Below are 24,655 nucleotides of genomic sequence, written 5' to 3' on the forward strand. Positions count from 1 at the left end.
CATTCTGCCGCAACCAGCCCTCTCTCAGCTTACTTCTTCAAGGCACGTCAAGTATTCGCTTCGCCGGGCTGGCGCCCGTACTTGACCCGCCAACCCACCCACTGAGAATTGAAAAGAGGCAGTTTTTTCTTCTCGTTGAAGAATGCGTCGCGAATATCGCCGTAGTTGTTGTCCAGCGGTACGAGAAAATCTTCATCGATGTGGTCCGGGCTAATTTCGATGTAGTTTGTTACACCAAGGAACCGCCGGTTTGACATGAAATCGGCGTTGACTAAGGCGTGTTCAATGCGGTTCAGTGCGCGCTTCTTTTGCAATACTTCATTGTTGCTCGTTGCCGCGAGCTTGGATCCCTTCATGCGAAGCATCGTGCGTTCGCCATCGACGCTTTCGCTGAACTCACGCACGATGTCGGCGGACGAGAGCAAATAGCTTCTTTCATGGTCCTCGCGGCCCGAGAACACGAGCAGGAAAAATTCGCCGTAAGGGTGACCACTCGGATCGCAGACGTAGGACTTATCGATCGATATTGAAGTATTACCGTCCTGTATGAACTTCACTTGCACGATGCCAAGACGAGGCGGCTCACGGTCCATGAAGTTTTTAGCCGTGAGCCTTCGTTGGACGAGGTAGTCGGCGCCATCGACATCCACTGACCGCTCAAGTACCCAAAATCGATCCATCAAAAAGGCCTTGGCGCGAGCTTCCCCAAGCCCTCCATTTTCCATCGCTTTCAGCCACGGCGCTGCATTGGTCATTTCTTCCCCATCTAAATTTTCGCAAAATTCGTGGTCATGTAGCGTTCGCAAATGGCGACGCCCTTCGAGTAGCTATCGCAGCGCAGCAGAGGGACTGAGACGGTCTCGGGTAGTTGCCGTCGCAAAGGCGCCAAAATGCCGTGGTCGCGATGACTGCGCAGCATAATACGTTGTTGCTTCGACTGGTTGCGAGAGCCGGAACTGTCGTTAGCCATCCCAGTCATCATCGACGCCGCCATAGTCGACGTGCAGATATATGTGACCGTCTGGATCGACAGTCACAGGAATTTCAACATGCGTGTATTTGATAGCTTCGGTGGAATACAGTTTTACGGTACCTTCAAGATATTCCACCCCGAACGCCTCCGCAGACGAATCAGTGAGCGGTGTTGGCTCGGCAAACAGGACGACGTTCAGCCCTTTCGCCCTTTGCGCCGACGCGAACAAGATCCCGTCGAACGGGTCAGCGTGGACGCAGGCGAGATATTCCGCCATGGTTTGGGTGATCAGGTAATCGGCTTCATGTCCGGGGACGATAGGCTGTGAAATGAGCGCGTGCAATCGCCGTAGGAAAGCTGATTTTTCCACCTCTTGAGTGAAGTCGGGCTGAAGGTAGCTCAGCGTTTTCCCGCCCCGAGCTTGCTCCAAGCGCGAGAAGTCCAACATCCGCAGTGGTTTCGAGGTTCTTACTTTGATCACCGCAACTTCATTCTTCAACGCTGGCCTCATCTCGGCCAAGCAAGTCTCCCGGTCCAGTGCGCAATAGAACACCGGCACGCCTTCCGCGTTCATGCGACCAGCGCGCGCGACTTCTTTGGGGGGCGGACCAACGTGTTTGAATGGATCGGCGTAGATGTCGTTGACGAGTCCCCGCGAATTGCAGACCCGCGCTCTGTATAGTTCAGTGTCGGCAGGAAGGTTGTAGACCACCGGGCGGGACCGCTTTCCCGTCCATACCTTGAGGTGTTCAACCCCTTCGAACAGTCTCTTGAAGAGAGTCTGCGCTGCAGGGCTGAAGAAGCGCCTCCCGTGCTTCAGCTCGTCGAGCGTGTATCTCCATTCTGCGTAGTAGTGCCCGACCTGAACATTGGTCTCGACGTAAAGCGTCGTGTTGTCCCAGTAAGGCTCGTCCCCGTCCGGCGGCCACACGTCTTCAGCGTCTATGACCGCCTGGACGATTTCGTCCTCGAAGTCAAAGTATTCGCCGAGGACCTGCTGCACCGCCCACGACATCGGCTCACCTTCTTGCTCCCACCAATCCTTGTCGTCTTCACCAAACTTCATGACCTGGGGACCTAGGCAGAAGTGCTCGCGCATTATCGGCTCTATGACCTTGCCCAGCTCACTCACGGTGATCGCTGGATTGTCGGTTGAGCCGCAAACCGAGCATTCGCAAGTATGCTCCTGCTCCTCGATGATCCTCTTCAGGTGGGGATCGCTCGCGCAGTCACTACAAATCGCATGTTCCACGTACTCTCCAGCGTGAGGGAGACCCGATTCGCTCCACCAAAGATCATCCAATCTACGTTGGTCGCGTGCAGAATTATTGGCACAAGCTCCTGGATGAGCTTGAGCAGCGTGTCGCAGCGCGCGGCGAGACGCTGCCGAACGGTCAGCCAATCCGGTTCATCGAGAAGAGGGATACTCGTGGGCGCCCCCTTGTACCCGTAGCTGACGACAAGTGACTCATTTCAACACAGCGATGCTCGATAGTACTCGCTCGATCGGTTTTCCGGGTGTGTCGAATACCTCGGAAAAATGCCATTGCGCATTGGCAACACACCGGCCTGCGGCGCGACGGATGTGCGGACTCTCAGACCAGCCTGTTAATCAATCCGCGAGAAGGCCAAGAAAGTTGCGTTAATGCAAATCCATTGCTATCGCGCGGACGCGCCGCTGGCTGCCACGGGTTGAACACTCACAACAGGCCGATCTCCGAGTGCGAAAGCTCTTTGCGTACCGAAGAGGACGGCAGCACTGCAAACCGTCCCCGGGCTGTGGGCGTTCCGATCCTTTCAACGATCCGTCCCGGTTCAGGCCGCCATACGATGTCCGTAGTAAGGGCGATGGCGGTCGTCGAGGATCGCGTACTGTGCCGCAAGATCACGTGGATCGGGATTGAGCCACGCGTCAATATGCTCCGGCTTGATGGGAATGATGCAGCGATCATGACCCGCAGCGGCAACTTCAGGGGGCGGCTCATCGGTGATGGCCGCGAAGGAGAGCAGATCAGGCTCGCCGGGGCTTTGCCAGTGTGACCACAGGCAGGCGACGAGCATGTCCAGAGCGGACCGCGGCTTGAACTCCAGGACCACGTTTTCCTCCAGTTCGCCTTCCGCGAGATCTCGCCCTTCAAGGCGATGTCGTTTCACGTTTTCATAGAAGGCATTCGCGACGATAAGTCCGTGCGAATACCCAAAAACTCCCTTCCAGAAGCCTTCTAGGTTGTCTAGCCTGGCATTGTAGAGTCCGGGATATTTCTTGTCGTAGAACGCAGGCTTGCCAGCCGGGCGACAGTGATATCGCATTGGCTTGATGACGCGCTTGCCGCCTTCCATGATCATCACCGGAGCATAGTTACCGGGGAAAATTCGCGAATCGCGGTCTTTCGGCTCGGTGCGCCGGAGATCGTCAAGCCCGCGCAGCGTCGACTCGATCTTGCTGGTTGCGATCCGTTTGCTTTCGGTGGCGGCCTTCGTCGTTTTGCCCTGAAGGGTGCGTTCCGCGTCGGCGAGTCGCGCGCGCTGTTTGAACAATTCCTGCTCGAGCCTGGTCGCCTGCTCGACGTTGAACCGGTCGATCGCTTCCTTGATCCGCCGTTCCTCGTCGGTCTGGGGAGCCGAGAACGCGGCGTCCATCGCCTTCGGAATCCTGACATTGCTGCCCTCGGCGCGCTCCCAGTACAGCTGCGCGAACTCCCGGATGCTCATGTGCGCGCCAAACATCCTGACGTACTTGCGGTAGTCCGCCTGGATCTGGGCTGAATAGCACATGGTTGCTCTCCCTGAAGAAAGGTGCGCCATTATGGTACGCCGGATCCTAATGGAAGTTTCGCGTCGACGTGACGAGTGAGCCGAGCAGGTGTGACATGTCGACCAGTCGTTGTGCAACCAGGTGTCGTACCTCCCCCTGGCATTGCCACGTACCATAGACGGCAAGCAGTGACGCACCTAGCGCTTCCTGTCGCTGTTTTTCAAGCAGACTAGGCCACACGATCACGTTCACGTTACCGGTCTCGTCCTCGAGCGTCACGAACATCACACCCTTGGCCGTGCCCGGACGCTGACGCACGGTGACAAGTCCGCAGCCACGGGCGAGTCGCCCATCGCGATAGGTGCGCAGCGTCGAAGCGGGCATCAGCCTCTTCGCGAGTAGTTGTGGCCTGAGCAGCTCAAGTGGGTGTCGGCCAAGCGTCAAGCCCACTGAGCGGTAATCGGCAACGATGTCGTTGGCCTCAGTGGGCGCACCGAGGGCTGGAGTCTCATCCTGAACGGCCGCTGTCGCGAGCATGTCCTTGTCGGGTACCGCCGCAACGGATTGCCACAGCGCTTCTCGGCGATTGCCGGCAAGGGAGGCGAGCGCATTGGCATCGGCCAGCACATGAAGATCCTTGCGATCCAGTTGCGCGCGGCGTGCAAGGTCGTTGACGCTTTCAAAGGGCCGAACCGCGCGCGCGTTCTCGATGCGTTCCGCCGCGCCGTCTTTCATGCCACGCAGTAGCGACATGCCGAGTCGGACGGCCGGCCTTCCGGCGCCTTGCAGATTTACCAGTGCCGAGTCCCAGCTACTGATTGTCACGTCAACGGGCAGAACCTTGACACCGTGGCGTTGTGCGTCCTGCACGAGCTGCGACGGCGAGTAGAAGCCCATCGGCTGTGAATTCAGCATGGCCGCCAGAAACGCCTCCGGCTCGTGGCACTTCAACCAGCTGCTTGCGTACACAAGCAATGCAAAACTGGCCGCGTGACTCTCCGGAAAACCGTATTCACCGAAGCCCTTGATCTGTTCGAAGATGGATTCGGCGAAAGCGAGGTCGTAGCCGCGCTCCTGCATGCCATGAACGATCCGGTCGTAATGTTTTTCCAGTCCGCCTTTACGTTTCCAGGCGGCCATCGCGCGGCGCAGCTGGTCGGCTTCGCCGGCGGTAAAGCCGGCCGCCAGAATCGCGACCTGCATGACCTGCTCCTGAAAGATCGGCACGCCGAGGGTTCGTCCAAGCGCGGTTTTCAGCGCGTCGCTGGGATAGGAGACCGGCTCGAATCCCTGGCGTCGCTGCAGGTAGGGATGCACGGCGCCGCCCTGAATCGGACCTGGGCGGACGATCGCCACCTCGATCACGAGGTCATAGAAAGTCCGGGGCTGCATCCGCGGCAGCATGCTCATCTGGGCACGCGATTCGATCTGGAACACGCCGACTGTGTCTGCCGCCGAAATCATCTCGTAGGTCTGCGGGTCCTCCGCAGGGATGTCCTGCATTTCGAAACGCTCGCCGCGCTGCTCCGACACAATATCAAGCGCGCGCCGGATGGCCGAGAGCATGCCGAGCGCAAGGACGTCGATTTTCAGCAGGCCGAGCGCCTCAAGGTCGTCCTTGTCCCACTCGATGACCGACCGGTCCTCCATGGCGGCATTCTCGACAGGCACGAGACGCGTCAGCTTGCCGCGACTGATGACAAAACCACCCGAGTGCTGGGAGAGGTGCCGCGGGAAGCCAAGCAATTGCGATGCGAGCTTCGCCCACGCCTGAATAAGCGGCTTTTCAGGGTCAAGGCCGGATTCCCTGAATCGCGCAAGCAGATCCTGACTCGTATCAAACCAGTGATGCGACTTTGCAACGACGTCAACGATCTGGGGATCAACGCCGAGCGCCTTGCCCGTTTCACGCAGCGCACCGCGCGGTCGATAGGTTGAGACCGCCGCCGCGATTGCTGCGCGGTCGCGGCCGTACTTGCGATAGATGTACTGGATGACTTCTTCGCGCCGCTGGTGCTCAAAGTCGACATCGATGTCCGGCGGCTCGCCACGCTCCTTGGAGATGAAGCGCTCAAATAGCATGTTGCCACGAGCCGGGTCCACCTCGGTGACGCCGAGGCAATAGCAGACGGCAGAGTTAGCCGCGGAGCCGCGCCCCTGGCAGAGGATGCTCTGGCTACGTGCAAAGCGCACGATGTCGTACACCGTGAGGAAGTAAGGTTCGTACTGGAGGTCCGCTATCAGTTCAAGCTCATGCTCAATCTGTTCCTGCACCTTATGCGGAATACCCGACGGAAAGCGTCGTTGTGCGCCGATGTACGTTTCCTGCCGCAGATAGGCGGCAGGGGTGAAGCCGGCTGGAACGAGTTCGTCCGGATACTCGTAGCGCAGTTCATCCAGCGAGAAAGTGCAGCGGCTTGCAATATCAACGGTTGCGGCAAGTGCGTCGTCGGGGTACAGGTTAGCGAGCCGCAGTCTGGAGCGCAGGTGCTGCTCGGCATTCTGTGTCAGGTCATAGCCGCACTCATGCACCGGCCTGCGAACGCGGATCGCGGTCATGGTGTCCTGCAGCGGCTTTCGCGAGCGCACATGCATGACGACGTTGCCGAGCGCGACAACCGGGACGTCCTGATTCCGCGCGACAAACTCAACCGAACCCCGATGGATGTCATCCATCGCACGCTGGTGCAGCACAAGTCCCACCCAGGCGCGGCCCGTGAACGTATCATCGAGCCATTCGACCTGTGCTGCCAGCACGTCTTCTTTCGCCGGAAAGTCCGGTACGAGAATGGCGAGGCAGTCGGGCAGGCCGCGCAGGTGCCGGTTCTCCCTGTCGGGCCGCGACAGGTCCTGCGGCGTCAGGCGGTACTCACCCTTCGGAGCGCGCGTACGGGCCAGCGTAATCAGCTCGGACAGGTTGCCGTATCCCTCGCGGTTTCTGGCGAGGAGAATCAGCCCGAACGCGGGTGATCCGTCAGCGTTCACCAGACGGAAGTAGGACCCCACGATAAACGGCAGCTTTGCCTGCTTCGCTGCAACGTGTGCGCGCACGACGCCAGCCAGCGAGCACTCGTCGGTGACGGCCAGCGCTGAATAGCCCAGTTGCTCCGCGCGCTCAGCCAGTTCTTCCGCATGGGAGGCGCCGTGCAGAAAAGTGAAGTTGGAAAAGCAGAACAGCTCGGCATAAGCCGGCAGGGTGGAAAAGGTGGCGTCCATGGCGTGTCATCCGAACAGGCCATGCAGGAACCACCGCTGGTCTTCTTCCGCGTCGCGACTGCTGACGCGCTCGCGGTATATCCAGAAGCAGCTCTGGTCTTCGCCCTGGGCGACGAAGTAGTCGCGCGTCACCAGTTCGCCATCAAACCACCCGGCCTCAATGCGCTCGCCCGGAGACACCATGCGCAGTGGCGAGCCGTAAAACGGCCGGTGTTTGCGCATGAGCAGCCGCACCGGCTTTGCCAGAAGCCATGTGGGTCGTGGAAGTCCTTCAGGCAGCACTGTGCTTTTCGACGCACTTGCGACAGGCACCCATCGATTGGCAACCTCAGGTCGGTAATCCGCGGTTGGCGCAGGCCGGAGTACGTTTTCTTCGCCGAGTCGAGCAACCAGCAATTCGACAAGACGGGTGTGGTCCTCGGCTGTGCCGCCGGGTTCCGGAAATAGCGTGTCCGATGCCGGCACTGCAGGTTGCACGCTGGACGCATCGAGCCGTAACGCAATGACCGGTGCAGTCAGCTCGATCCGTCCAAGGCGCTCCCTGATGAGCCGAACGAGATGTTCCTCTCGCCACGTTGGCTCGCCGAGCGCAATCTCGATCGCGGTCGGCTCAATTGCCTGCCGTCCGCGCTCGTGCTCCAGCAGGAGGGTCGCGCCTGTGAGGGCCAGCTGTTTTGCGCACAGCCAGCCACATAGCTGGACGACGAGACGATGCGCGCCAAAGAGCGCTGCTTCCGCATGCTCGATGCGGTCGGGCATTTCAATGCGGGCGGAGAACGTCGGGGGCAGTTCCAGCCAGTCAAAAAGTTCAGGCGCCGTGCCAAAAGCCCGGTCCAGAGAATCAAGGAGATGTTCGCCGCAACGGCGCTGCAGTCCCGCGCGCGGCAGCCGCCGGACATCGGCGATCGTTTCGCAACCCAGTCCCATGAACCAGTCAGCAAACGGTCGAACTTCCGGCACCGACAGCAACGGCAATGCGGACAGTTGCCGTTCAAGCGAGTCGACCTTGAGTACGCGTCGGTTCCGGTGCTTCGCGAGCAACCATGCACCTTGACCAGTCGGTGCAGCGCTTATCCGTGCGGTCAGTCCGATAGCTTCGAGTATCGCTTTTGCCTGACGGCACACCGCAAGCAGACCGCCGAACAGACGCAGGCTCGCACCGATGTCGACCACCACGACAGCCTCGTCGAGCATGGCGACATCTGGCGAGAATTTCATGAGCGCGATCGCCACTTCCCGCTGCGCTCCATATTCACGGCGCGGATCGCGTTCGTACATTTCCACCTCCGGCGCGAGCGTCAGCACACCGCCGCGTTTCATGCCAACCCGCACGCCCGCAGACCTGGCTACCCCGTCTGCGATGAGCACCTTGTCCCTGTCCAGGACCACGCAGCCATGTGCGGGCTCAGGCAGCCACTTTGGTCGGAAGACCTCGAGTTGCAACCGGGGCAAGTGGACGGCGAGAAATACGCGCATGGTGCGAAAACAGGACAGGGGTTGGTTGAAGTGGGATCGACAGAGGTTCCGCGCGTGCTGGACCTCGTCGCTTCGCAATATCGACGGTCAGACCGTCGCGTTCTGGCCTGAGCGCCAGTCGTAAAACGGCAGGGGACGCATCCTGCGCGGCCGCCAGGGGACGAACCATGAAAAAAAGCGTCTCCGAAGACTGCGCGGCCAGATGTAGCCGCCGCAGAGAAGACGTCTGGACGTACTGCGTCCAGAACAGGAGCGCGCCGCAGCTTCCGGCACGCAGGATCTGCTCGGCTGACCACAATGCGTCGGCCGTCTTTGCGGCGCGAATCTGCAGCAGCTGTTCCGGGGAAAGACCGATGTACTCGAGACCAAGACCGTTCGGAACGTGTGGCGGCTGAATCATCGCAACTGGCCGTTTACCCAGTGCGCTGAGCGCAGGCCGAAGCAACCGCATCTCTCCCACGCCGGCCTGCTGGACCAGCAGGTCGATGAGCATGCCGATTGGCCATCCGCCGCCGGGCAGCTCTGCCGAAAGCGCCGCGTAGCCGGTATCGACAGTCCTGCCACGACCGCGCGCAAGCTGCGACGCCCGCCACAAGGATGGGTGTATTGCTTCCGGAATGGGGGACGGGACAGTCATTGAATTGCGCAAATACCTGTATGGATGTACAGTATCCTACACGGAAATTCGTAGCGGCGAACAGGTACTTTTTTCGGGAGAAGCTTCATGGATATGCGAGCTCGCAAACCCGTCAGCCATCCGATGCCAGAAATTGCGGCGTTTGTCGCCGACATGAAGGCCGCGTTTGGCGAGCAGGAAATCGATGAAGCCATTCGTCGCGGCCGAGCCGGCGAGCTAACGTTCTTTGCATGCGAAAATGGCCGCTCGGTGGGTACCGCTAGTCCGGTGGAAATGGATGTCTGGCGTGTTGACGGTACCGTGCGCGACCGCCACTACTGTGACGGTTGCGACGGGTCGTGCGTCGGAGGGGAGGTATCCTGCAGCGACAGATTGAATCGCATCGCCAAGGAGAAACGATAGTGAAACTGGTTGGATGCGGGTTGCTTTTACTGACTTGTACTTCGCACGCGTTTGCAGGTGAGCGCTACATAGAAATCTGGAATCCGCCCGAAGCTCGAGGCGGATTGCTTCAGGGAGCGGGCGTACCGAAGTCGCTTCCACACAAGCGGCGTGTACCCCATTTGTTAAAAACACGGGCGCACCGCACGCCGACCACCGCCATCAGGCTCGCCGCGAAGCCGGGAGCTGCCGGTGCAGGTACGCGACGTATTACTCCTGACGTATCGGAAATCCCCCGTCTGATCACGCCCGAGGGAAATGTACTGCGTGTTGATGCTCACGACTCGTATGTTGAGGTTGCGCGCTGATGGAATCGGGAAGCTACAACGGATACCGCATCTTCGGTCACGCCATACTTCAGGAAGAGGGCGTCCTTTCACCTGAGCAATACGGGGTGCCCTCAAGAAACGGATTTTTTCGTACGGTAAGGCCGAAATCGTCAGATTGAAGCCTTAGAGGTTGGGCAACTGGCGTCAGATAATTTCGAGGCAGACTTTAACTTGACGACGTTTGCGTCCCGGGCCTGACGTCCAGTTGAGATATGCCTCAGCCTGACACCGACGCGGGACTGAGGGCACCGATGCGCATATCAGCGAGGTGACCGGAACGCGTGCAGCGCCCGTGTGAGCGACAAGGCAAATAACGCCAGCAGCACGCCCACAGCGATGCCCTTATGCTGGCTGACGAGTGCTCCGGCCGCGGTGCCGGATAGCGCCAGCAGCATGATCGGCAGATGGCATGGGCAGGTGAGCGCAGCGAGCGCACCCCAGAGCCAGGCGCGCCAGCCGGAGCTGTGAGGGGAACGCGGCATGGCGGAGTTACTCACGGTCTGCGCTCCCCGCGTTTCGCAGACAGGTGGCCCGCAACAGTCGCTCGGCACGCTCGCGGCCCACGGAGAAGGCGTCCCGGACGCTCACGATTTCGATGCCCTGGTGCGTCGCGGCCCACTGCTGACCCGTGGCGACAGAGGCAAAGAAATGCACGTGGCAACAGAACGCAGCGCGGATATCGGCCGTGGCCTGTGGGAGTAGCAGCGATACAGCCGCACCGGCCGGTTCGACTCCCTGTATCTCGTTGGGCGTGACCGTAAGCGAGACCGGCACGCCAGTGGCCGCACAACGCGAAACCACGTGGGCCGTCCGATTGATCAGCGCCGGGAAGAATAAGGTGTCGAAGGCGCACCACGTGTACAGGCGTCGGCCGCCGACTTCGAAAGTGTGCGGGGTCTCACGCAACGTCAAACCGTAGCCGACGACGTTGCCATCGTCGTCCCATTGGGTGCTGACCGCCTGTTCGAGTGCAGCGGTCACACGCCCGACGGGCCAGTCCATGGCCGGAGCCAGCGCGGCGGGAGAAACCGGCGCCCCTTTGCTGAGTTCACGCAGCAGTACAACAAAGAGATCTGCAAAACCTTCAAACTGGTTGGCCATCGTCAGGCGCTCGACCAGTTCGGCCGTGTAGCGGGCAAGGTTCATCGTCGTCCCCCGCAGGTTATCCGGCACAGCACGAGAGCTGCTTCACATCCTTCGAGAAGGTCTGCGCGGCGAGCTTGAGCCCCTCGACCATCGTCAGGTACGGGAACAGCTGGTCAGCGAGGTCCTGCACGGTCATCCTTGCGCGGATCGCGATCGCGGCCGTCTGGATGATTTCGCCCGCCTCGGGCGCCACCGCCTGCACGCCGATGAGCCGGCCGCTGCGGGCTTCCGCCACCAGCTTGATGAAGCCGTGCGTGTCGAAGTTCACCAGTGCGCGCGGGACGTTATCGAGCGTCAGTGTGCGACTGTCGGTCTCGATGCCCGCCTGGTGCGCCTGCGCCTCGCTGTAGCCGACCGTCGCAACCTGTGGCTCAGTGAAGACGACTGCCGGCATCGTATCGAGATTCAGCCGCGCATCGCCACCGGTCATGTTGATCGCCGCGCGCGTACCGGCCGCCGCCGCGACATAGACGAACTGCGGTTGATTCGTACAGTCGCCCGCCCCATAAATGTCCGGTGCGCTCGTGCGCATGCCGGCGTCGATCACGACGGCGCCGTGCCCGTCGAGCTGCACGCTGGCACTTGCCAGACTCAGACTGCCGGTGTTCGGGGCTCGGCCCGTTGCCACCAGCAGCTGGTCGGCCCGCACCTCGCCGTGGTTCGTGGTGAGGACAAACTTGCCATCAGCGTACGACACGTGGCTCGCCTGGGTCTGTTCCAGCACCTCGATGCCCTCGGCGCGAAAGGCCGCCGTCACGTTTTGGCCGATCGCCGGGTCCTCCTGGTAGAGCAGTGTGTGACGGGCCAGGACGATGACATGACTGCCCAGCCGTGCAAAGGCCTGGGCCAGCTCCACAGCCACCACTGACGAGCCGATCACGGCCAGTCGTGCGGGAATCGTATCGCTCGCCAGCGCCTCGGTCGAGGTCCAGTACGGCGTTTCCTTCAGGCCCGGAATCGGCGGCACCGCGGCAGTTGCGCCCGTGGCAATCAGGCAGCGATCGAACGACACCGTGCGTTCGCCGCCGGCGGTCAGCGTGACCGTGAGCGTACGGCTCCCCGTGAAGCGCGCCTCGCCGTGCAAAACATTTATGTTCGGGCTGGTGTCGAGAATGTTTTCGTATTTGGCGTGGCGCAGCTCGTCCACGCGCGCCTGCTGCTGGGCGAGCAGGTGCGGCCGGTCGATCACCGGCGCCACGGCGCTGATCCCCGCATCGAAGGGGCTTACCTGCCGCAGATGCGCGACATGGGCGGCACGGATCATGATCTTGGACGGCACGCACCCGACGTTCACGCACGTGCCGCCGAGGGTGCCGCGCTCAATAAGTGTTACCTGTGCGCCGTTTTCGGCGGCCTTCAGCGCAGCCGCCATCGCAGCGCCGCCACTGCCGATCACGGCGACCCGTAGCGCGCCATCATCGCCACTACGCTTCCCACCAGCTCCTGCCCAGCCGGGCACCCTGTCCAGCAGGCCTGCGGATTGGTGCGGCACGTCGGCAACCCTCGCGTGGTAGCCAGCTGTCGTCACTGCGGCAGCCAGCGTGTCGTTGCCGACTCCTTCATCGACCGTCACATCGGCCAGCGCTTCGGGCCAGGAGACCGCTGCCGAGCGCACGCCGGGCACCTTTTCCAGCGCCTGTCTGACGTGCTCAGCGCAGGAAGCGCAGGTCATCCCGTCGATCTTCAAGGTCATCATGGGCTTGCTCCGTTCTTTCATGGACTGGGTTAGATGCGTCACTACTCAACCTTTGCGCACGTCGGCCGTGCCCGGATCACACGAATCGGTGGTACAGACGCGCTGGGCCGGGGAGAACAGGTCCCAGAGCGATGTCGCCAGCATGATGGCGAGACCGGGATAGAGCAGCCAGCCGCTGCGGTCGCCATAGGCCCGCATCACAAACACGGCTGCCAACACCAGCAGCGGGCCGATCAGGCCGGGCACGGTGCGGCGCCACTGCCGATGATTGAGCCAGCCGACCGCATTGGCGAACAGCGCTACGCCGGCGAAGGCCGGTAGCAGGATGCGGATGAACAACCCTTCATACTGGCTCAGGAAGCCCAGCCCAATGGTGGCGCCCAGACTGGCGATCGCGGGAAAGCAGCTCGCACAGCCCATCGCCGACACGATGCTGCCGAGCAAACCGGCCTTATCGGCCACGCGCGTGACGAACGACATGGCAATACCTCCGTAGTTTCAGGGTTTGACGGACGACGGATAGCCCGCGTCCTCAGTGGCCCTGGTCAGCGCCTGGACATTGGTCTTGCTGTCATCGAACGTCACGATGGCTTCCCTTTGCTCGAAACGGACATCCGTTTTTTCGACGCCCGCAACTTTGGACAGCGCGTGTTTGACCGTGACCGGGCAGGCCGCGCAGGTCATGCCAGGCACCGACAACTTGACGGTCTGTGGCGCCGCCCAGACCGGGACAGTGACGACAGCAACAACGAGTGCAGCAAGCAGTTTTTTCATGACGAACTCCTGGTCAATAGAACAAGGGCAGTACGTAAGGGAAACCGAGCGCGATCAGTACTAGCAAGACCACGATCCAGAAGATGAGCTTGTACGCGGCGCGCACCTGTGGAATCGCGCACGCCTCGCCGGGCCTGCACGCCGCAGCGGGCCGGAAGATGCGCCGTCCGGCGAAGAACAGCGCCACCAGCGCGGCGCCGATGAAAACCGGCCGCAAGGGTTCGAGCAAAGTCAGGTTGCCGATCCAGGCGCCGCTGACACCCAGCGCGACGAGCACCAGCGGCCCGAGGCAGCAGGTCGACGCAAGGATCGCGGCCAGTCCGCCGGCAGCGAGCACGCCGCGTCCTTTCTGTGGTTCCGCCATACGCTTGTCCTTCCGGATTTCCGATGAGTAGCGTAACGTTACTTCCGTACCTATGTACGGAGTCAAGCGGTATGGAAAACGGTAGCGAAAGTCTGACCATCGGCGCCTTCGCGAAGGCGGCCGGCGTCAACGTGGAGACGATCCGGTTCTATCAGCGCAAGGACCTGCTGCTCGAGCCGGAGAGGCCGTACGGCAGCATTCGCCGCTACGGCGCGGCGGACGTGACGCGGGTGCGGTTCGTCAAATCGGCCCAGCGGTTGGGCTTCAGCCTCGACGAAATCGCGGACCTGCTGAAACTGGAGGATGGGACGCATTGCGACGAGGCGAGCAGTCTCGCCGAACACAAGCTCAGGGCCATACAGGACAAGCTCGCCGATCTCCAGCGGATGGAGGCCGTGCTGACCCAGCTCGTGTGCGCGTGCCATTCGCGCAGCGGTAACGTGTCGTGTCCGTTGATCGCCTCATTGCAGCGAGGTGAAGAAGCGCGTGACACCGGCGCCGTGTAAGGGACATTCGGCCTTACCGTACGAAAAAATCCGTTTCTTGAGGGCACCCCAATACGCAGGCAGCGGAACCATCACCCGCGATACAAAGATGGTTGAAGCCTCCGGGGTGCTCGGTGTTTTTGATACGGAAGAAGAGGCTCAGTTCGCCGGACTAGGCTGGGCACGTGCGTGGGTCGATAACCACGGCTAGTACCTCGCTGGCGTCGGTCCGCGGCAACCTATGCAGGGGCGAATGTCACTGCTCCAACATCGGCGATGTGCGTGAAGCTAGTTCCCGAAGACACAGTGCTCCAAGCGCGGCTGCTTATGCTCCAGGGCCAGCAGGTCGACGTGCGATCACTGTTGACCCCGTCTACACTCGAAGGCAAACCGTAGGTCAGCGCGTGCGCGCCTTGGAACTGCGGAGAGTTTCTTTCGGGGCCAGACGTCCCGCAAGCCGCATGGCCAACAGACTTTACAACGTCTTCATCATGCATACGGCACTCGCCGGACAGAGTTGCGCAAACTGCGTACTCGCCTGCAGTCCAGAGGACGCGCTGCCCCGATTCACCGCTACATATCCGGCCCGCGGGAAAAAACCCGCAGCCGTCGTTGTAAGCAACCACAACTCCGATATGCCGGACGCGCGCGCCAGGTTTTCCGCGTGAGCCAGCAGGCGAGCTCCCAGCCCCGCATTGCGCGAAGTTTGCACAACCGCCAATGACCGCAACAGCGCATCCGTTCCAACCCGCTCAAGACCCACACTGCCAACAATCCTGCCGCTGGCGTCTTCTGCGACCAGGAAGTCCACGAGCAAGGCTGCACCCACATCAGCGACCGGCAGTTCGTTCTCGGCGAGCAATGTTCTGATCTCATCGAGGTCATCACTTCGTGCGGCACGTATCTTCATGGCAAATGTATCAATGCTGGTCTATGACAAAGGAAGTATCAGGCTACGCTGGTCGCCGCGTGGCGGCTCACCCGAACGGCCACAAAGAACGCGATTGCTGACACTATCGAGACGAGAAACACCGTCCATTCGACGGCCACGTATCCGTGCGTGAAGCTCCAGATGCTGGCTGCGGCGATCGGCGCTATGCCCTTCGCGACGTTTGACGGGAAGGAAAGCATACCGCTGACCGCGCCATATCCTTCAGTCCACATCAGGTCCTGGACAATTGTGCCGCGCAGGATTGTCATCATCCCGTTTGCAGCGCCGTAGCAGAGCGCAAACAACCACAGCAGCACCGCCGCATGTCCAGCGCTTATGAGGACAATGGTCGACAGCGGGAAAAGCGTCACGACGATGATGCCCACGGTACTGACGTGGACAGTCCGGCCGAACGTGAACCACACCGCACGAGCGGCGACCTGAGCTGGACCGATGAGCGCCATGGTTGTGACCAGCACTGCGTTCGATACACCGCGCTCGACCATGAGCGGCACCAGATGGAATGTGAGTGCCGCGAACGTCGCGTAGTAGGCCGTGAAGCACACCGCGAGCGCCCAGAAAACCGGAGAGCGGAGCGCGCGACGTGTGGCTGCGTCGTTGGCCAGCTTTACTGCACCACTGGTTGGCCGGGAGCCCGGGTCCGCGCGCGAGGAGCGAATTGCCAGCACATGGACAGGCAGGCAGATAATCAGGTTCAATGCCGCAAGCACAACAAGCGATGTGCGCCACCCGACCGAGCCGACCAGTACCTGGGTCAGCGGTATGAAGACCGTGCTGGCAAACCCTGCGACCAGCGTGATGAGTGTGATTTTGGTGCGGAAGCTTCGCGGATAACGATGTGTCACAACGGCGAAGACCGGGTCGTAGAACGTGGCCGCCATGGAGATGCCGAGACCTATCCACGCGACGAAGAGTGCCGTCAGCGACTGCGCGTCGGCCCAGAGCAGCAGCATCGCCGCCGCGATAACCGAGCCGACGGCCATCACCCGGCGCCCGAGTCCGTGGTCAATCCAGCGGCCGATGGGATAGGCAGCGAACCCGGAGACCAAGAGCCCAACGGAAAGTGCAGCGTTCGTGGCTGTCCGGCTCCACCCCATGGACTGTTCCATCGGTACTACCAGCAGGGAGAATGAGTAGTAGACGGAGCCCCATGAGACCAGCTGCGCCAGCGCCAGGGCCCATGTAACCAGTCGGTCCTGGCTGTCTGCCGGCGCGTTGTCTCCGCTGGCGTTCTCGGTTCGACTCGACATCGTGCTCAATTTGTTCAGCCTCTCAACCTGCTCAGGTTAGGGACGATGCCGGTGCGAAACGCGTCGCAACAGAAGAAAGTCGCCGAGGCGAGCCTCTGCGCCAAAGCGACGGCAAGGCGCTCGGCCTCAGGACCTATCCGAGGCATGGCGATCAGGCTCGGCGCTTCGTTGACGGTACCTAAAAAGCCGATACCCTCCCGATTGCAGAAATGCTCAACGCGTCGCGCGACAAATTGCAATCGCGCCCGTCGGAGCATTGCCGCCATTCCGCTTTTCTGACCCTGCGTTGTCAATGCGACGAAGAATTTCAAACCCTCGTCAGCCAGACGATTGCGGACTCGCATCAGGGGTGTTTCCCAGTCGCATGGTGGACGCCAACGGCCGAGCGCTTCCGCATTCATCACCAGCACCGCGGCAGAAGAGCCGCCTGCAGCGAGGAAACGCGCTATCGCAAGGTTCTCGTCGACGGCAGCCGTCAGCGCAATGGCCGACGCAGCGTAGCCAGTTTCCCGCTGAAACGCCGACGACAGGCCGGCTGCTAGTGCCGAGCTCCCGGACGCAGACTCAGTGCCCCCATCCTTCGTTTCGTGTTGGCAAACATCTGCGCGCTCATGTGCGGCCAAGAGGATGAGTCCCTGCGCGGAGCCGCATTGCCACCCTCCCGATGCCGGCAGGAGCCATTCAGACGAAACCCGGTCATCGCCGTTCATGGCATCTCTCCAAAGATTTCACATTTCCAGAATACCGGAAATGTTGTAGAATGCAAGTAACGAGTGAGGGTTGGTGCTCGTGGGGCGGAGCAAAGCCGCTTGAATGCACCAAATGCCTCCATATACTTGGAAGTATCAAATTGCAGGGTAATGAAATGACAGTTCACGCAATCAAGGGCGACCAGACATTCCCGGCCGCCAAACCAGATTTTTTCGACACTGACATCGCCGCGCGTCTTGGAATGGAAGACCAACCGCCAGTGCGGATACTGCTGCTCTACGGCTCGCTTCGTGAGCGTTCGTACTCGCGTCTGCTCGTTGAAGAGGCCGCACGCCTGCTGCAGACGTTCGGCGCTGAAACGCGGATTTTTGACCCGCGTGGTCTGCCGCATGCCGACGATGTTGATGTGAAGAACCATCCGAAAGTGAAAGAGCTGCTCGAGCTGTCCCTTTGGTCGGAAGGACACGTCTGGTGTAGCCCGGAGCGCCACGGCACCATCACCGGTCTGATAAAGACACAGATTGACCATCTGCCACTGGTCAGCGGCGGTATCCGGCCGACGCAGGGGCGCACGCTCGCCGTCATGCAAGTGAGTGGCGGCTCGCAGTCGTTCAACTCAGTCAATCAACTGCGTCAGCTCGGACGATGGATGCGCATGTTCACCATCCCCAACCAGTCGTCTGTTGCCAAGGCTTTTGAAGAGTTCGAAGAGGACGGCCGGATGAAACCGTCGTCGTACTACGACCGGTTGGTCGACGTGATGGAGGAGCTCGTGAAGTTCACGCTACTGCTGCGCGGCCGTGCCGAGTATCTCGTTGACCGTTACAGCGAACGCGTGAAGGAAGAGCGTCCGCTCGACCCGGCAACCGACCTCGCGTCTCGTGCAATTGCCGACTATTCCCCTCAGGAAGCGAAGGCGAGTAACCAATAAAGGACTGTAATGGCAACCCTGGATTCGAAGCTTGCAGTCAAGGCGCTAGCGGCGCTTGCGCACGAGACCCGTCTCGCGGTCTTCCGACTTCTGGTCACCGCCGGACGTTCGGGTATGAGTCCGGGTGCTATTGCCGAAAAGCTGGGCCTCCCTGCGCCGACGCTGTCATTCCACCTGAAGGAGCTTGCACACGCGGAGCTCATTGAGGGCAAGAGTCAGGGCAGGTTCATCATCTACTGCGCCAGCTATGACCACATGCAGACGTTAATGGATTTCCTGATGGAAAACTGCTGCGCGGCGGAGCAAGCGGAGCAATGCGGCTGCGCGACCAACGAAACGGAGGCGTAAATGAAGCGATTTCACGTGCACGTTATTGTCCCGAAACTCGACGAAAGCGTGCGGTTTTACAGCAGCATGTTCGGCGCAACGCCCACCGTGCTGAAAGACGATTACGCAAAGTGGATGCTTGAGGACCCGCGCGTGAACTTCGCCATATCGGCGCGTGGCGGCGAAGCAGGTGTCAATCACCTGGGCTTTCAGGTCGACAGTGATGAGGAGCTGACCGCTCTTCGCGAGCAGGTCGTCGCCGGAAGCGTCGCCGTACAGGACCAGCCTGGCGCCCAGTGCTGCTACGCCAGCTCGAACAAGTACTGGACACAGGACCCAGCCGGTGTACCGTGGGAAACGTACCACACCCTCGGTGGCATCCCCATGTTCGGTGCGGACAGCCGGGAGACGGCCTCTTCCGAAGCGGGCGGAGCGTGCTGTGCTCCGGTTACCTCGATTCCGGCTGTGATTGAGAAAAAAGTCGGCTGTGGCTGAATCTGCCGCATTAAAACAGACGGCCGCCCATGGCGGCCGCCGCAGTCGGAATTCTCTTCCCGCTTCGCCCGGGCCTTACTCGAGATGGAACCGGGTGCCCGCGGACGTCGAGCTGCCGCATCCGATGATGCAGGTTTCAGAACCGGGTTGCGGCATCAAGCCACGGTTATGCCGGTACAGGCTTGCACTTCACTTTCTTTCTCGGCTTGCAGTCGGCTGACTCCACGCCCTGACAGCAATTGTCGGTGAGGAACCCGACGAGCTCGTTCATTCGCTCAATTTCCGGCGCGTAGTACACGAAGCGGCCTTCCTGGCGCGATGTGACAAGACCGGCATGCGTTAACTCTTTCAAATGGAAAGACAGTGTCGCGCTCGCAAGGTCCAGTTGCTCCTGGATAACACCCACGCTCAGCCCCTCCGGGCCGGCGGTCACAAGCAGGCGAAAAACACCGAGACGCGTGGGCTGGGCCAACGCGGACAAGGCTTTGATGGCGTCTTTTTCCGTCATGATGCGAAAGTGATTGAGATCAGCTTGTGATTTTACCGCCATGGAGGTTGCATCGCGGCAATCAAAAGGGATTTTTCGGGAGCATTTTCAGGAGTTTTCATGAAACCGTTGCGCGGCAAGGTGGACCATCGTGTCTTTCTACCCCTGACTTGCGCACGCGCCGAACAACCGGAAACCCGCAGATGAAAGGGCAGGCAGCTTGCCGAACCAACTCGTTTCGATTATATTGGAAACGTTGATATGTAACCATGCCACCGTCCGGTATCGGACTGGAGAATCTCGTGACCGAACATCGCAAATACAACGTCCTCTTCCTTTGTACCCACAACTCTGCGCGTTCGATCCTCGCAGAAGCAGCGCTCAACGAACTCGCTGGCGACCGTTTCGTGGGTTACAGCGCAGGCAGTCATCCCGGTACGGCGCCCAACCCGTTCGCGCTCGACCTTCTTGGTTCACAAGGCATTCAGACACAGGGCTTGCGCAGCAAGAGCTGGGACGAATTCGCCGAAGACGGCGCGCCGCAGATCGACTTCATTTTCACCGTCTGCGACAACGCAGCGGGAGAGGTCTGCCCGATTTGGCCGGGTCACCCTGCGAAAGCACATTGGGGCGTGCCTGACCCGTCGACGGCCGAAGGCTCGGACGACGACAAGCGCAAGGCATTCCTGCAGGCCTACGTGCAGATGAAAAAGCGCATCGAGCTCTTTACGAACCTGCCGTTCGAAAAACTCGACCGTATCGCCGTACAGAAGGAGATGCAGAGCATAGGCACCTCGCTGCGCGAGAAAGGAGAGTAACGATGGCAGGCAGTCAAACGGTCGCGAAGGCGGCCCGGCGCGAGCCCGGTGGCATTGGTTTCTTCGAACGATATCTATCGGTCTGGGTCGCGCTTTGCATTGTGGCCGGCATCATCCTTGGAAAGCTGCTACCCGGTACTGTTCATACGGTATCCACCCTGGAGGTGGCTCACGTCAACCTGCCGGTGGGCGTGCTCATCTGGGTGATGATTATCCCGATGCTGCTGCGCATCGACTTTGCGTCGCTGGGTAGGGTACGCAGCCAGGTGAAGGGCATCGGGGTGACGCTGGTCATCAACTGGGCCGTAAAACCATTCACCATGGCGTTCCTGGCGTGGGTCTTTGTGCGGCATGCGTTCGCCTCGCTGCTGCCCGCCGACCAGCTGGACAGCTATGTCGCCGGACTGATCCTGCTGGCGGCGGCACCGTGCACCGCGATGGTCTTCGTCTGGAGCCAGCTCACGAAAGGTGACCCGTATTTCACGCTCTCGCAGGTCGCGCTCAATGACCTGATCATGGTGTTCGCGTTCGCGCCGGTCGTGGGCCTGCTGCTGGGCATCTCGAACATCACGGTGCCGTGGGACACGCTGCTGACCTCAGTGGTGCTGTACATCGTCATCCCGGTCATCATTGCGCAGATTCTTCGCGCGATTCTGCTGCGCAAGGGCGAGCAGCATTTCCAGCGCGCGCTGGCAAAGATTGGACCGTTCTCCATCGCGGCGCTGCTGCTGACGCTGGTACTGCTGTTTGCCTTCCAGGGCGAGCAGATCATTGCCCAGCCGCTGGTCATTCTGCTGCTGGCCGTCCCGATCCTGATTCAGGTGGTCGTCAATAGCTCGCTCGCTTACCTGGCGAACCGGAAGCTTGGCGTGGCGCACGACGTTGCTGCCCCGTCCTGCCTGATTGGCGCGTCCAACTTCTTCGAACTGGCGGTGGCGACGGCGATCAGCCTGTTCGGCCTGAAATCGGGCGCCGCGCTGGCCACCGTGGTGGGCGTGCTCATCGAGGTGCCGGTGATGCTCGTCGTGGTGAAGGTGGTCAACGCTTCCCGTCACTGGTATCAGCGTACTTCGTGACCGGTCGAGCCGCCTTCGATTCCGGAGGCGGCCTTTCCAGAATTCTGTTTGAGCAGCCATCGAGGATCAGACATTGGGGCCGTGAGTCGCCTCAGCAGCGCGAAAGCGGATGCTCCAGTGTCTCCTTCATGGCCGCCAGCGCCAGAATCTGCCGGTCCAGTTCTCCAATGTGCTCCTTCGCGATGAAGCATGCGCCGGCTGGTCGCTGGCCAGCGGACGCGGTGCGCCGACCGCTATTCAGAGCAGCGTGACGAGACTAGCGCCAAACCTCAGCAGCCGAAGATCGAATGTCGCGCATCGGCGCTTGATTTCGCGCCCCGTGCAGGTTAGATGCTAAGTTATCCGAATATAAACATGGTCTTGAAGTGCAGACCAACGGATATGGAAAGGCGAAGCGTAGCAACGAAACAGGCGAGTTCATCGAGTCGACGGGGATGCTTGCCGTCGCGAAGGGCGGGCAGTCAACGGCCTCCTGTCCATGGTGTACGTGTCGGTACCAACCTACATTGCGTCCTGTCCAGCAATCCGGTGCCGACGCATTCGCTCCCACAGGCTCTTGCGTGATATGCCCAGTGCAGTAGCGGTCTCTGTGATTCGCCCATGATGCTGAACCAGGGCATTCCTGATGTAGAGGGTTTCGCACCGGTCCAGATACGCAGACAGCGTCGGTACATCCGCAGTTGGGGAATCCTGCTCTTCGTACGTGGCGTGGTCGACAAAGATGTCAGCCGGCATGATGACGCGGCTGTTCGACATCAGACAGGCACGCTCGAGCCGATTTTGCAACTCCCGCACATTGCCTGGCCAATTGAAAGACACGAGCGCAGCTTCGGTAGCGGGATGCAGTTCTTTCGGGGTCTCATGGTTAGCCTCTCCATACGAATTGAGAAAATGGTAGGCAATCCAGAGGATATCGTCGATACGCTCGCGCAGCGCAGGGACGCGCAACGTCACGACGTTCACCCGATAAAACAGATCTTCCCGAAACCGCCGCGCGGCGATGAGCTCATGCAGATCACTGTGCGTCGCGCACACAAGCCTGAAATTGCATGCGATGTCGTACTCGGCGCCTAGACGCCGTACGCGTTTCTCCTGCAGGACACGCAACAGCTTGACCTGCATCGCGAGCGGCAAATCGCCAATCTCGTCAAGAAACAGCGTGCCCCCGTCCGCGAGTTCGAAGAATCCCTTCTTCTGCCGGTCGGCGCCTGTAAATGCGCCTCTCTCAAACCCAAAAAATTCCGCCTCCATCAGAGTCTCTGGAACAGCGCCGCAGTTCACGGCGATGAACGGCTCGTTGTGTCCGCTAGCGGCCACCTTGTGGACATGCCTGGCGAGCACTTCTTTCCCCGATCCCGATTCGCCGCTTATGAGAATGGACGATGCGCGTTTCGCGATTTTAGGTACCACGTCGGCCAGCTTGCGCATTGCCGTCGATGCGCCAAGCGGACCATGAGCCGGAAGCGCCTCGTCCGGTATGTGTGATGCCGCGAGTACGTGTATCTTCTGAATCAGTTCGGCGATATCGAACGGCTTGGTAATATAGTCAGCAACGCCTGCCTTGAGCATTGACACCGCCTTGTCGATTGATGCATACGCTGTGACGAGAACAAATGGCGGCACGCTATGCATCGAGGCAGCGAGTCTGGTGTACAGGTCGTCACCCGAAAAATCTGGCAAGCGTACGTCGCTGACAACGACTGCATAACGCTTCTCCGGAATGGCCGCGTATGCCGCAGCGGCGCCGGTGTGCCAGTCAACGCCAAAACCTTCCAGTTGCAACCGCTCGACCATCGATTCGCCCATGATGGGGTCGTCTTCCACGAGGCATATCAATGAATCGCTCACGGCGTGTCTCCTGATTGAATGGGCAGTACGACTTCAAAGGCCGTTTCGCCCGGTTGACTGCTTACCGATATCGTGCCGTTCAATTGCGTCACAATCTGGTAGCTAACCCATAGTCCCAGACCATAACTCTTCACGCCCTGGGCCTTCTGACTTGGCCAGTGTGGCTCGAACAGATGATTCACAACATCGTCCGGAATATGCTCCCCCGTGTTCGAGACGACTACCTGCAGCGTGGACAGGGTGAGCGTGGCAGTGCAGCGGACCGAGCCACCCACCTCGGCGGCCTTGATCGCGTTGAGCAGGAGATTCAGCACGAGCTGCCGGACCAGATGAGACGGGACGGCGATCTCGTGAGCGGGAACCGACCATTCAAGCCTGATCTGCTTTGACGCCAGTTGCGGTTGGACAAGAATGTTCAGATCATCCCAGTCCGCCGGTCGCGCGACAGGAGAATCGAGGCGTGCTTCGAAGAGCAGTGCGCCGACGGTGGCGCGGATCTGTCCGAGCCCGCGCTTAAGCAGCCCAAGTGTCCGGTTGGTCAGACCGTCTGGTGTGCCGTGGGTGACAAGGGTGTCTACGGCGTTAATCATGCCGCCCAACGGGTTATTGATTTCATGCACGATACCCGCTGCGACGCGCCCGACCGCTGCAAGCCGCTCGGACACCACCATGTCGCGCTCCAGTTGCTGCTTCTCGGCGAGGTCATCGAGCATCTCGCGGAAGCTTGCCGACAGGCGCCCGATTTCATCACGCCCCTGAGCCGAGACCTCCTGTTTGAGCGCCTCAGGATCATCCTTATGCACACGGGCCATGGCAAGGCTGAGCATATGCAGCGGCTCCGCCATGCGCTTGCCCCACCACCATCCGAAAGGAAGCAGCACCAGCATGCTGGCGACGTTCAGTAGGATCATTCGTCGCATCAACGTTGCAATGCCGTCGCGAAGCTTCTGCGTGTCGTAGGTGACTGCGACGAAACCAAGCGGGCTCCCGTCCTCAGCGGTGATCGCGTGGGCGGCCACGATATCTTCCGTTGCGAGGACTGTGGGAAAGCTGAAATAGAAGGTTTGCGGATTCGCCCTGATAGACCGAATGGCCGCGGTGATGGAATGACCGAACTTCGAAGCCGGAGATAGCGTCGCGTAGTAGGTCGGGTCGCTTGCGGCGTATACGCGTCCGTTGGCGTCGAAGACAATCAGTTCCTTCAGCGGATTGACAAGCTCTTTTGAGGCTACCGGCGCGCGGATCACCTCAAAGACGTGGAACAGGTCGTCCCGAACCATCGAGTCACGCACGGACAGCGCTGTCACGTTGGCCAGACTGCGAGCGCCACTCTCAACGTTGCGACGGGTGTCCGCCAACGTGAACGCGACGAGCATGACTGTTACCGCAAACTCGGTCAGCAGGATAGCCAGCGTCAACGCGACTGGGATCTTGTAACGATAGCTGATGTTCTCCAGCATGGTGTGAC

General features: G+C 60.5%; 25 protein-coding genes. 7 read left to right on the forward strand and 18 right to left on the reverse strand.

Going from position 1 to position 24,655, the window contains the following annotated elements; translation table 11 throughout:
* Positions 1–47: 47 nt before the first annotated feature.
* The 6 genes from AC57B6_RS28645 to imuA form a co-directional block, all read right to left on the reverse strand.
* Positions 48–755: a hypothetical protein gene (locus AC57B6_RS28645; RefSeq protein WP_496422583.1), complete on the reverse strand. Its 708-nt coding sequence runs from the start codon at positions 753–755 to the stop codon at positions 48–50.
* Positions 756–962: 207 nt separating this feature from the next.
* Entirely contained in the window at positions 963–2,225 is a 1,263-nt protein-coding gene (locus AC57B6_RS28650; protein WP_496422584.1) for an RES family NAD+ phosphorylase, read from the reverse strand.
* A gap of 563 nt (positions 2,226–2,788) precedes the next feature.
* The gene (locus tag AC57B6_RS28655) at positions 2,789–3,748 is read right to left on the reverse strand and encodes an SOS response-associated peptidase family protein (protein ID WP_496422585.1); all 960 of its coding nucleotides are present in this window, start codon (positions 3,746–3,748) and stop codon (positions 2,789–2,791) included.
* A 46-nt stretch (positions 3,749–3,794) separates the two neighbouring features.
* Positions 3,795–6,944 carry an error-prone DNA polymerase gene (locus AC57B6_RS28660; RefSeq protein WP_496422586.1) on the reverse strand — a complete coding sequence of 1,050 codons (3,150 nt, stop codon included), beginning with the start codon at positions 6,942–6,944 and terminating at the stop codon, positions 3,795–3,797.
* A gap of 6 nt (positions 6,945–6,950) precedes the next feature.
* Entirely contained in the window at positions 6,951–8,420 is a 1,470-nt protein-coding gene (locus tag AC57B6_RS28665) for a Y-family DNA polymerase (protein WP_436197485.1), read from the reverse strand.
* Positions 8,350–9,057: a translesion DNA synthesis-associated protein ImuA gene (imuA, locus tag AC57B6_RS28670; RefSeq protein ID WP_496422587.1), complete on the reverse strand. Its 708-nt coding sequence runs from the start codon at positions 9,055–9,057 to the stop codon at positions 8,350–8,352. The genes AC57B6_RS28665 and imuA overlap by 71 nt, the downstream gene beginning before the upstream one ends.
* Before the next feature lie 87 nt (positions 9,058–9,144).
* Between imuA and AC57B6_RS28675 the strand changes: the two genes are divergently transcribed.
* Positions 9,145–9,459 carry a hypothetical protein gene (locus AC57B6_RS28675; protein ID WP_496422588.1) on the forward strand — a complete coding sequence of 105 codons (315 nt, stop codon included), beginning with the start codon at positions 9,145–9,147 and terminating at the stop codon, positions 9,457–9,459.
* A gap of 628 nt (positions 9,460–10,087) precedes the next feature.
* Here the strand turns inward: AC57B6_RS28675 and merE are convergent.
* Genes merE through merT form a run of 6 tightly spaced genes read right to left on the reverse strand, consistent with a single transcriptional unit; the run spans position 10,088 to position 13,807 of the window.
* On the reverse strand, positions 10,088–10,309 hold the full coding sequence (merE, locus tag AC57B6_RS28680; RefSeq protein ID WP_496422589.1) for a broad-spectrum mercury transporter MerE: 222 nt from the start codon (positions 10,307–10,309) through the stop codon (positions 10,088–10,090).
* Between the two features lie 7 nt (positions 10,310–10,316).
* Positions 10,317–11,000 carry an organomercurial lyase MerB gene (gene merB, locus AC57B6_RS28685; protein ID WP_496422590.1) on the reverse strand — a complete coding sequence of 228 codons (684 nt, stop codon included), beginning with the start codon at positions 10,998–11,000 and terminating at the stop codon, positions 10,317–10,319.
* Positions 10,990–12,669, reverse strand: coding sequence for a mercury(II) reductase (gene merA, locus AC57B6_RS28690; RefSeq protein ID WP_496422591.1), 1,680 nt, complete (start codon positions 12,667–12,669; stop codon positions 10,990–10,992). The genes merB and merA overlap by 11 nt, the downstream gene beginning before the upstream one ends.
* Positions 12,670–12,714: 45 nt before the next feature.
* Complete coding sequence (gene merC, locus AC57B6_RS28695) at positions 12,715–13,149, reverse strand: organomercurial transporter MerC (protein ID WP_496422592.1); 435 nt, start codon at positions 13,147–13,149, stop codon at positions 12,715–12,717.
* Positions 13,150–13,167: 18 nt separating this feature from the next.
* On the reverse strand, positions 13,168–13,443 hold the full coding sequence (gene merP / locus AC57B6_RS28700; protein WP_496422593.1) for a mercury resistance system periplasmic binding protein MerP: 276 nt from the start codon (positions 13,441–13,443) through the stop codon (positions 13,168–13,170).
* A gap of 13 nt (positions 13,444–13,456) precedes the next feature.
* Positions 13,457–13,807, reverse strand: coding sequence for a mercuric ion transporter MerT (gene merT, locus AC57B6_RS28705; RefSeq protein ID WP_496422594.1), 351 nt, complete (start codon positions 13,805–13,807; stop codon positions 13,457–13,459).
* Positions 13,808–13,878: 71 nt separating this feature from the next.
* Between merT and merR the strand changes: the two genes are divergently transcribed.
* Positions 13,879–14,313, forward strand: a complete 435-nt coding sequence (merR, locus tag AC57B6_RS28710; protein WP_496422595.1) for a mercury resistance transcriptional regulator MerR — start codon at positions 13,879–13,881, stop codon at positions 14,311–14,313.
* A 454-nt stretch (positions 14,314–14,767) separates the two neighbouring features.
* Here the strand turns inward: merR and arsN2 are convergent, their stop codons facing one another.
* The 3 genes from arsN2 to AC57B6_RS28725 are packed head-to-tail and all read right to left on the reverse strand — an operon-like array spanning position 14,768 to position 17,204.
* The gene (gene arsN2 / locus AC57B6_RS28715; protein ID WP_496422596.1) at positions 14,768–15,202 is read right to left on the reverse strand and encodes an arsenic resistance N-acetyltransferase ArsN2; all 435 of its coding nucleotides are present in this window, start codon (positions 15,200–15,202) and stop codon (positions 14,768–14,770) included.
* A 38-nt stretch (positions 15,203–15,240) separates the two neighbouring features.
* Entirely contained in the window at positions 15,241–16,494 is a 1,254-nt protein-coding gene (locus tag AC57B6_RS28720; protein WP_496422676.1) for an MFS transporter, read from the reverse strand.
* Positions 16,495–16,508: 14 nt separating this feature from the next.
* Positions 16,509–17,204, reverse strand: coding sequence for a hypothetical protein (locus tag AC57B6_RS28725; protein ID WP_496422597.1), 696 nt, complete (start codon positions 17,202–17,204; stop codon positions 16,509–16,511).
* A gap of 155 nt (positions 17,205–17,359) precedes the next feature.
* On the opposite strand from AC57B6_RS28725, the gene arsH reads away from it, so the two are divergent.
* Genes arsH through AC57B6_RS28740 form a run of 3 tightly spaced genes read left to right on the forward strand, consistent with a single transcriptional unit; the run spans position 17,360 to position 18,958 of the window.
* A complete protein-coding gene (arsH, locus tag AC57B6_RS28730; RefSeq protein ID WP_496422598.1) occupies positions 17,360–18,136 on the forward strand; it encodes an arsenical resistance protein ArsH in 777 nt (258 codons plus the stop codon).
* A gap of 9 nt (positions 18,137–18,145) precedes the next feature.
* Positions 18,146–18,484, forward strand: a complete 339-nt coding sequence (locus AC57B6_RS28735; protein ID WP_087645399.1) for an ArsR/SmtB family transcription factor — start codon at positions 18,146–18,148, stop codon at positions 18,482–18,484.
* Positions 18,485–18,958: an ArsI/CadI family heavy metal resistance metalloenzyme gene (locus AC57B6_RS28740; RefSeq protein ID WP_496422599.1), complete on the forward strand. Its 474-nt coding sequence runs from the start codon at positions 18,485–18,487 to the stop codon at positions 18,956–18,958.
* A 166-nt stretch (positions 18,959–19,124) separates the two neighbouring features.
* On the opposite strand, the gene AC57B6_RS28745 is transcribed toward AC57B6_RS28740, so the two are convergent.
* Positions 19,125–19,508, reverse strand: coding sequence for an ArsR/SmtB family transcription factor (locus tag AC57B6_RS28745; RefSeq protein ID WP_496422600.1), 384 nt, complete (start codon positions 19,506–19,508; stop codon positions 19,125–19,127).
* Positions 19,509–19,747: 239 nt separating this feature from the next.
* Here AC57B6_RS28745 and AC57B6_RS28750 point away from each other — a divergent pair, with 239 nt between their 5' ends.
* A complete protein-coding gene (locus AC57B6_RS28750; protein ID WP_496422601.1) occupies positions 19,748–20,263 on the forward strand; it encodes an arsenate reductase ArsC in 516 nt (171 codons plus the stop codon).
* Between the two features lie 2 nt (positions 20,264–20,265).
* A complete protein-coding gene (gene arsB, locus AC57B6_RS28755) occupies positions 20,266–21,339 on the forward strand; it encodes an ACR3 family arsenite efflux transporter (RefSeq protein WP_496422602.1) in 1,074 nt (357 codons plus the stop codon).
* 501 nt (positions 21,340–21,840) lie between these two features.
* On the opposite strand, the gene AC57B6_RS28760 is transcribed toward arsB, so the two are convergent.
* Both AC57B6_RS28760 and AC57B6_RS28765 read right to left on the reverse strand, forming a co-directional pair.
* Positions 21,841–23,187 carry a sigma-54-dependent transcriptional regulator gene (locus AC57B6_RS28760; RefSeq protein ID WP_496422603.1) on the reverse strand — a complete coding sequence of 449 codons (1,347 nt, stop codon included), beginning with the start codon at positions 23,185–23,187 and terminating at the stop codon, positions 21,841–21,843.
* Positions 23,184–24,647, reverse strand: coding sequence for a sensor histidine kinase (locus AC57B6_RS28765; RefSeq protein ID WP_496422604.1), 1,464 nt, complete (start codon positions 24,645–24,647; stop codon positions 23,184–23,186). The genes AC57B6_RS28760 and AC57B6_RS28765 overlap by 4 nt, the downstream gene beginning before the upstream one ends.
* Positions 24,648–24,655: the final 8 nt, after the last annotated feature.

It is taken from the genome of Paraburkholderia sp. BGA-UO-ETr-F12, assembly GCF_059567945.1.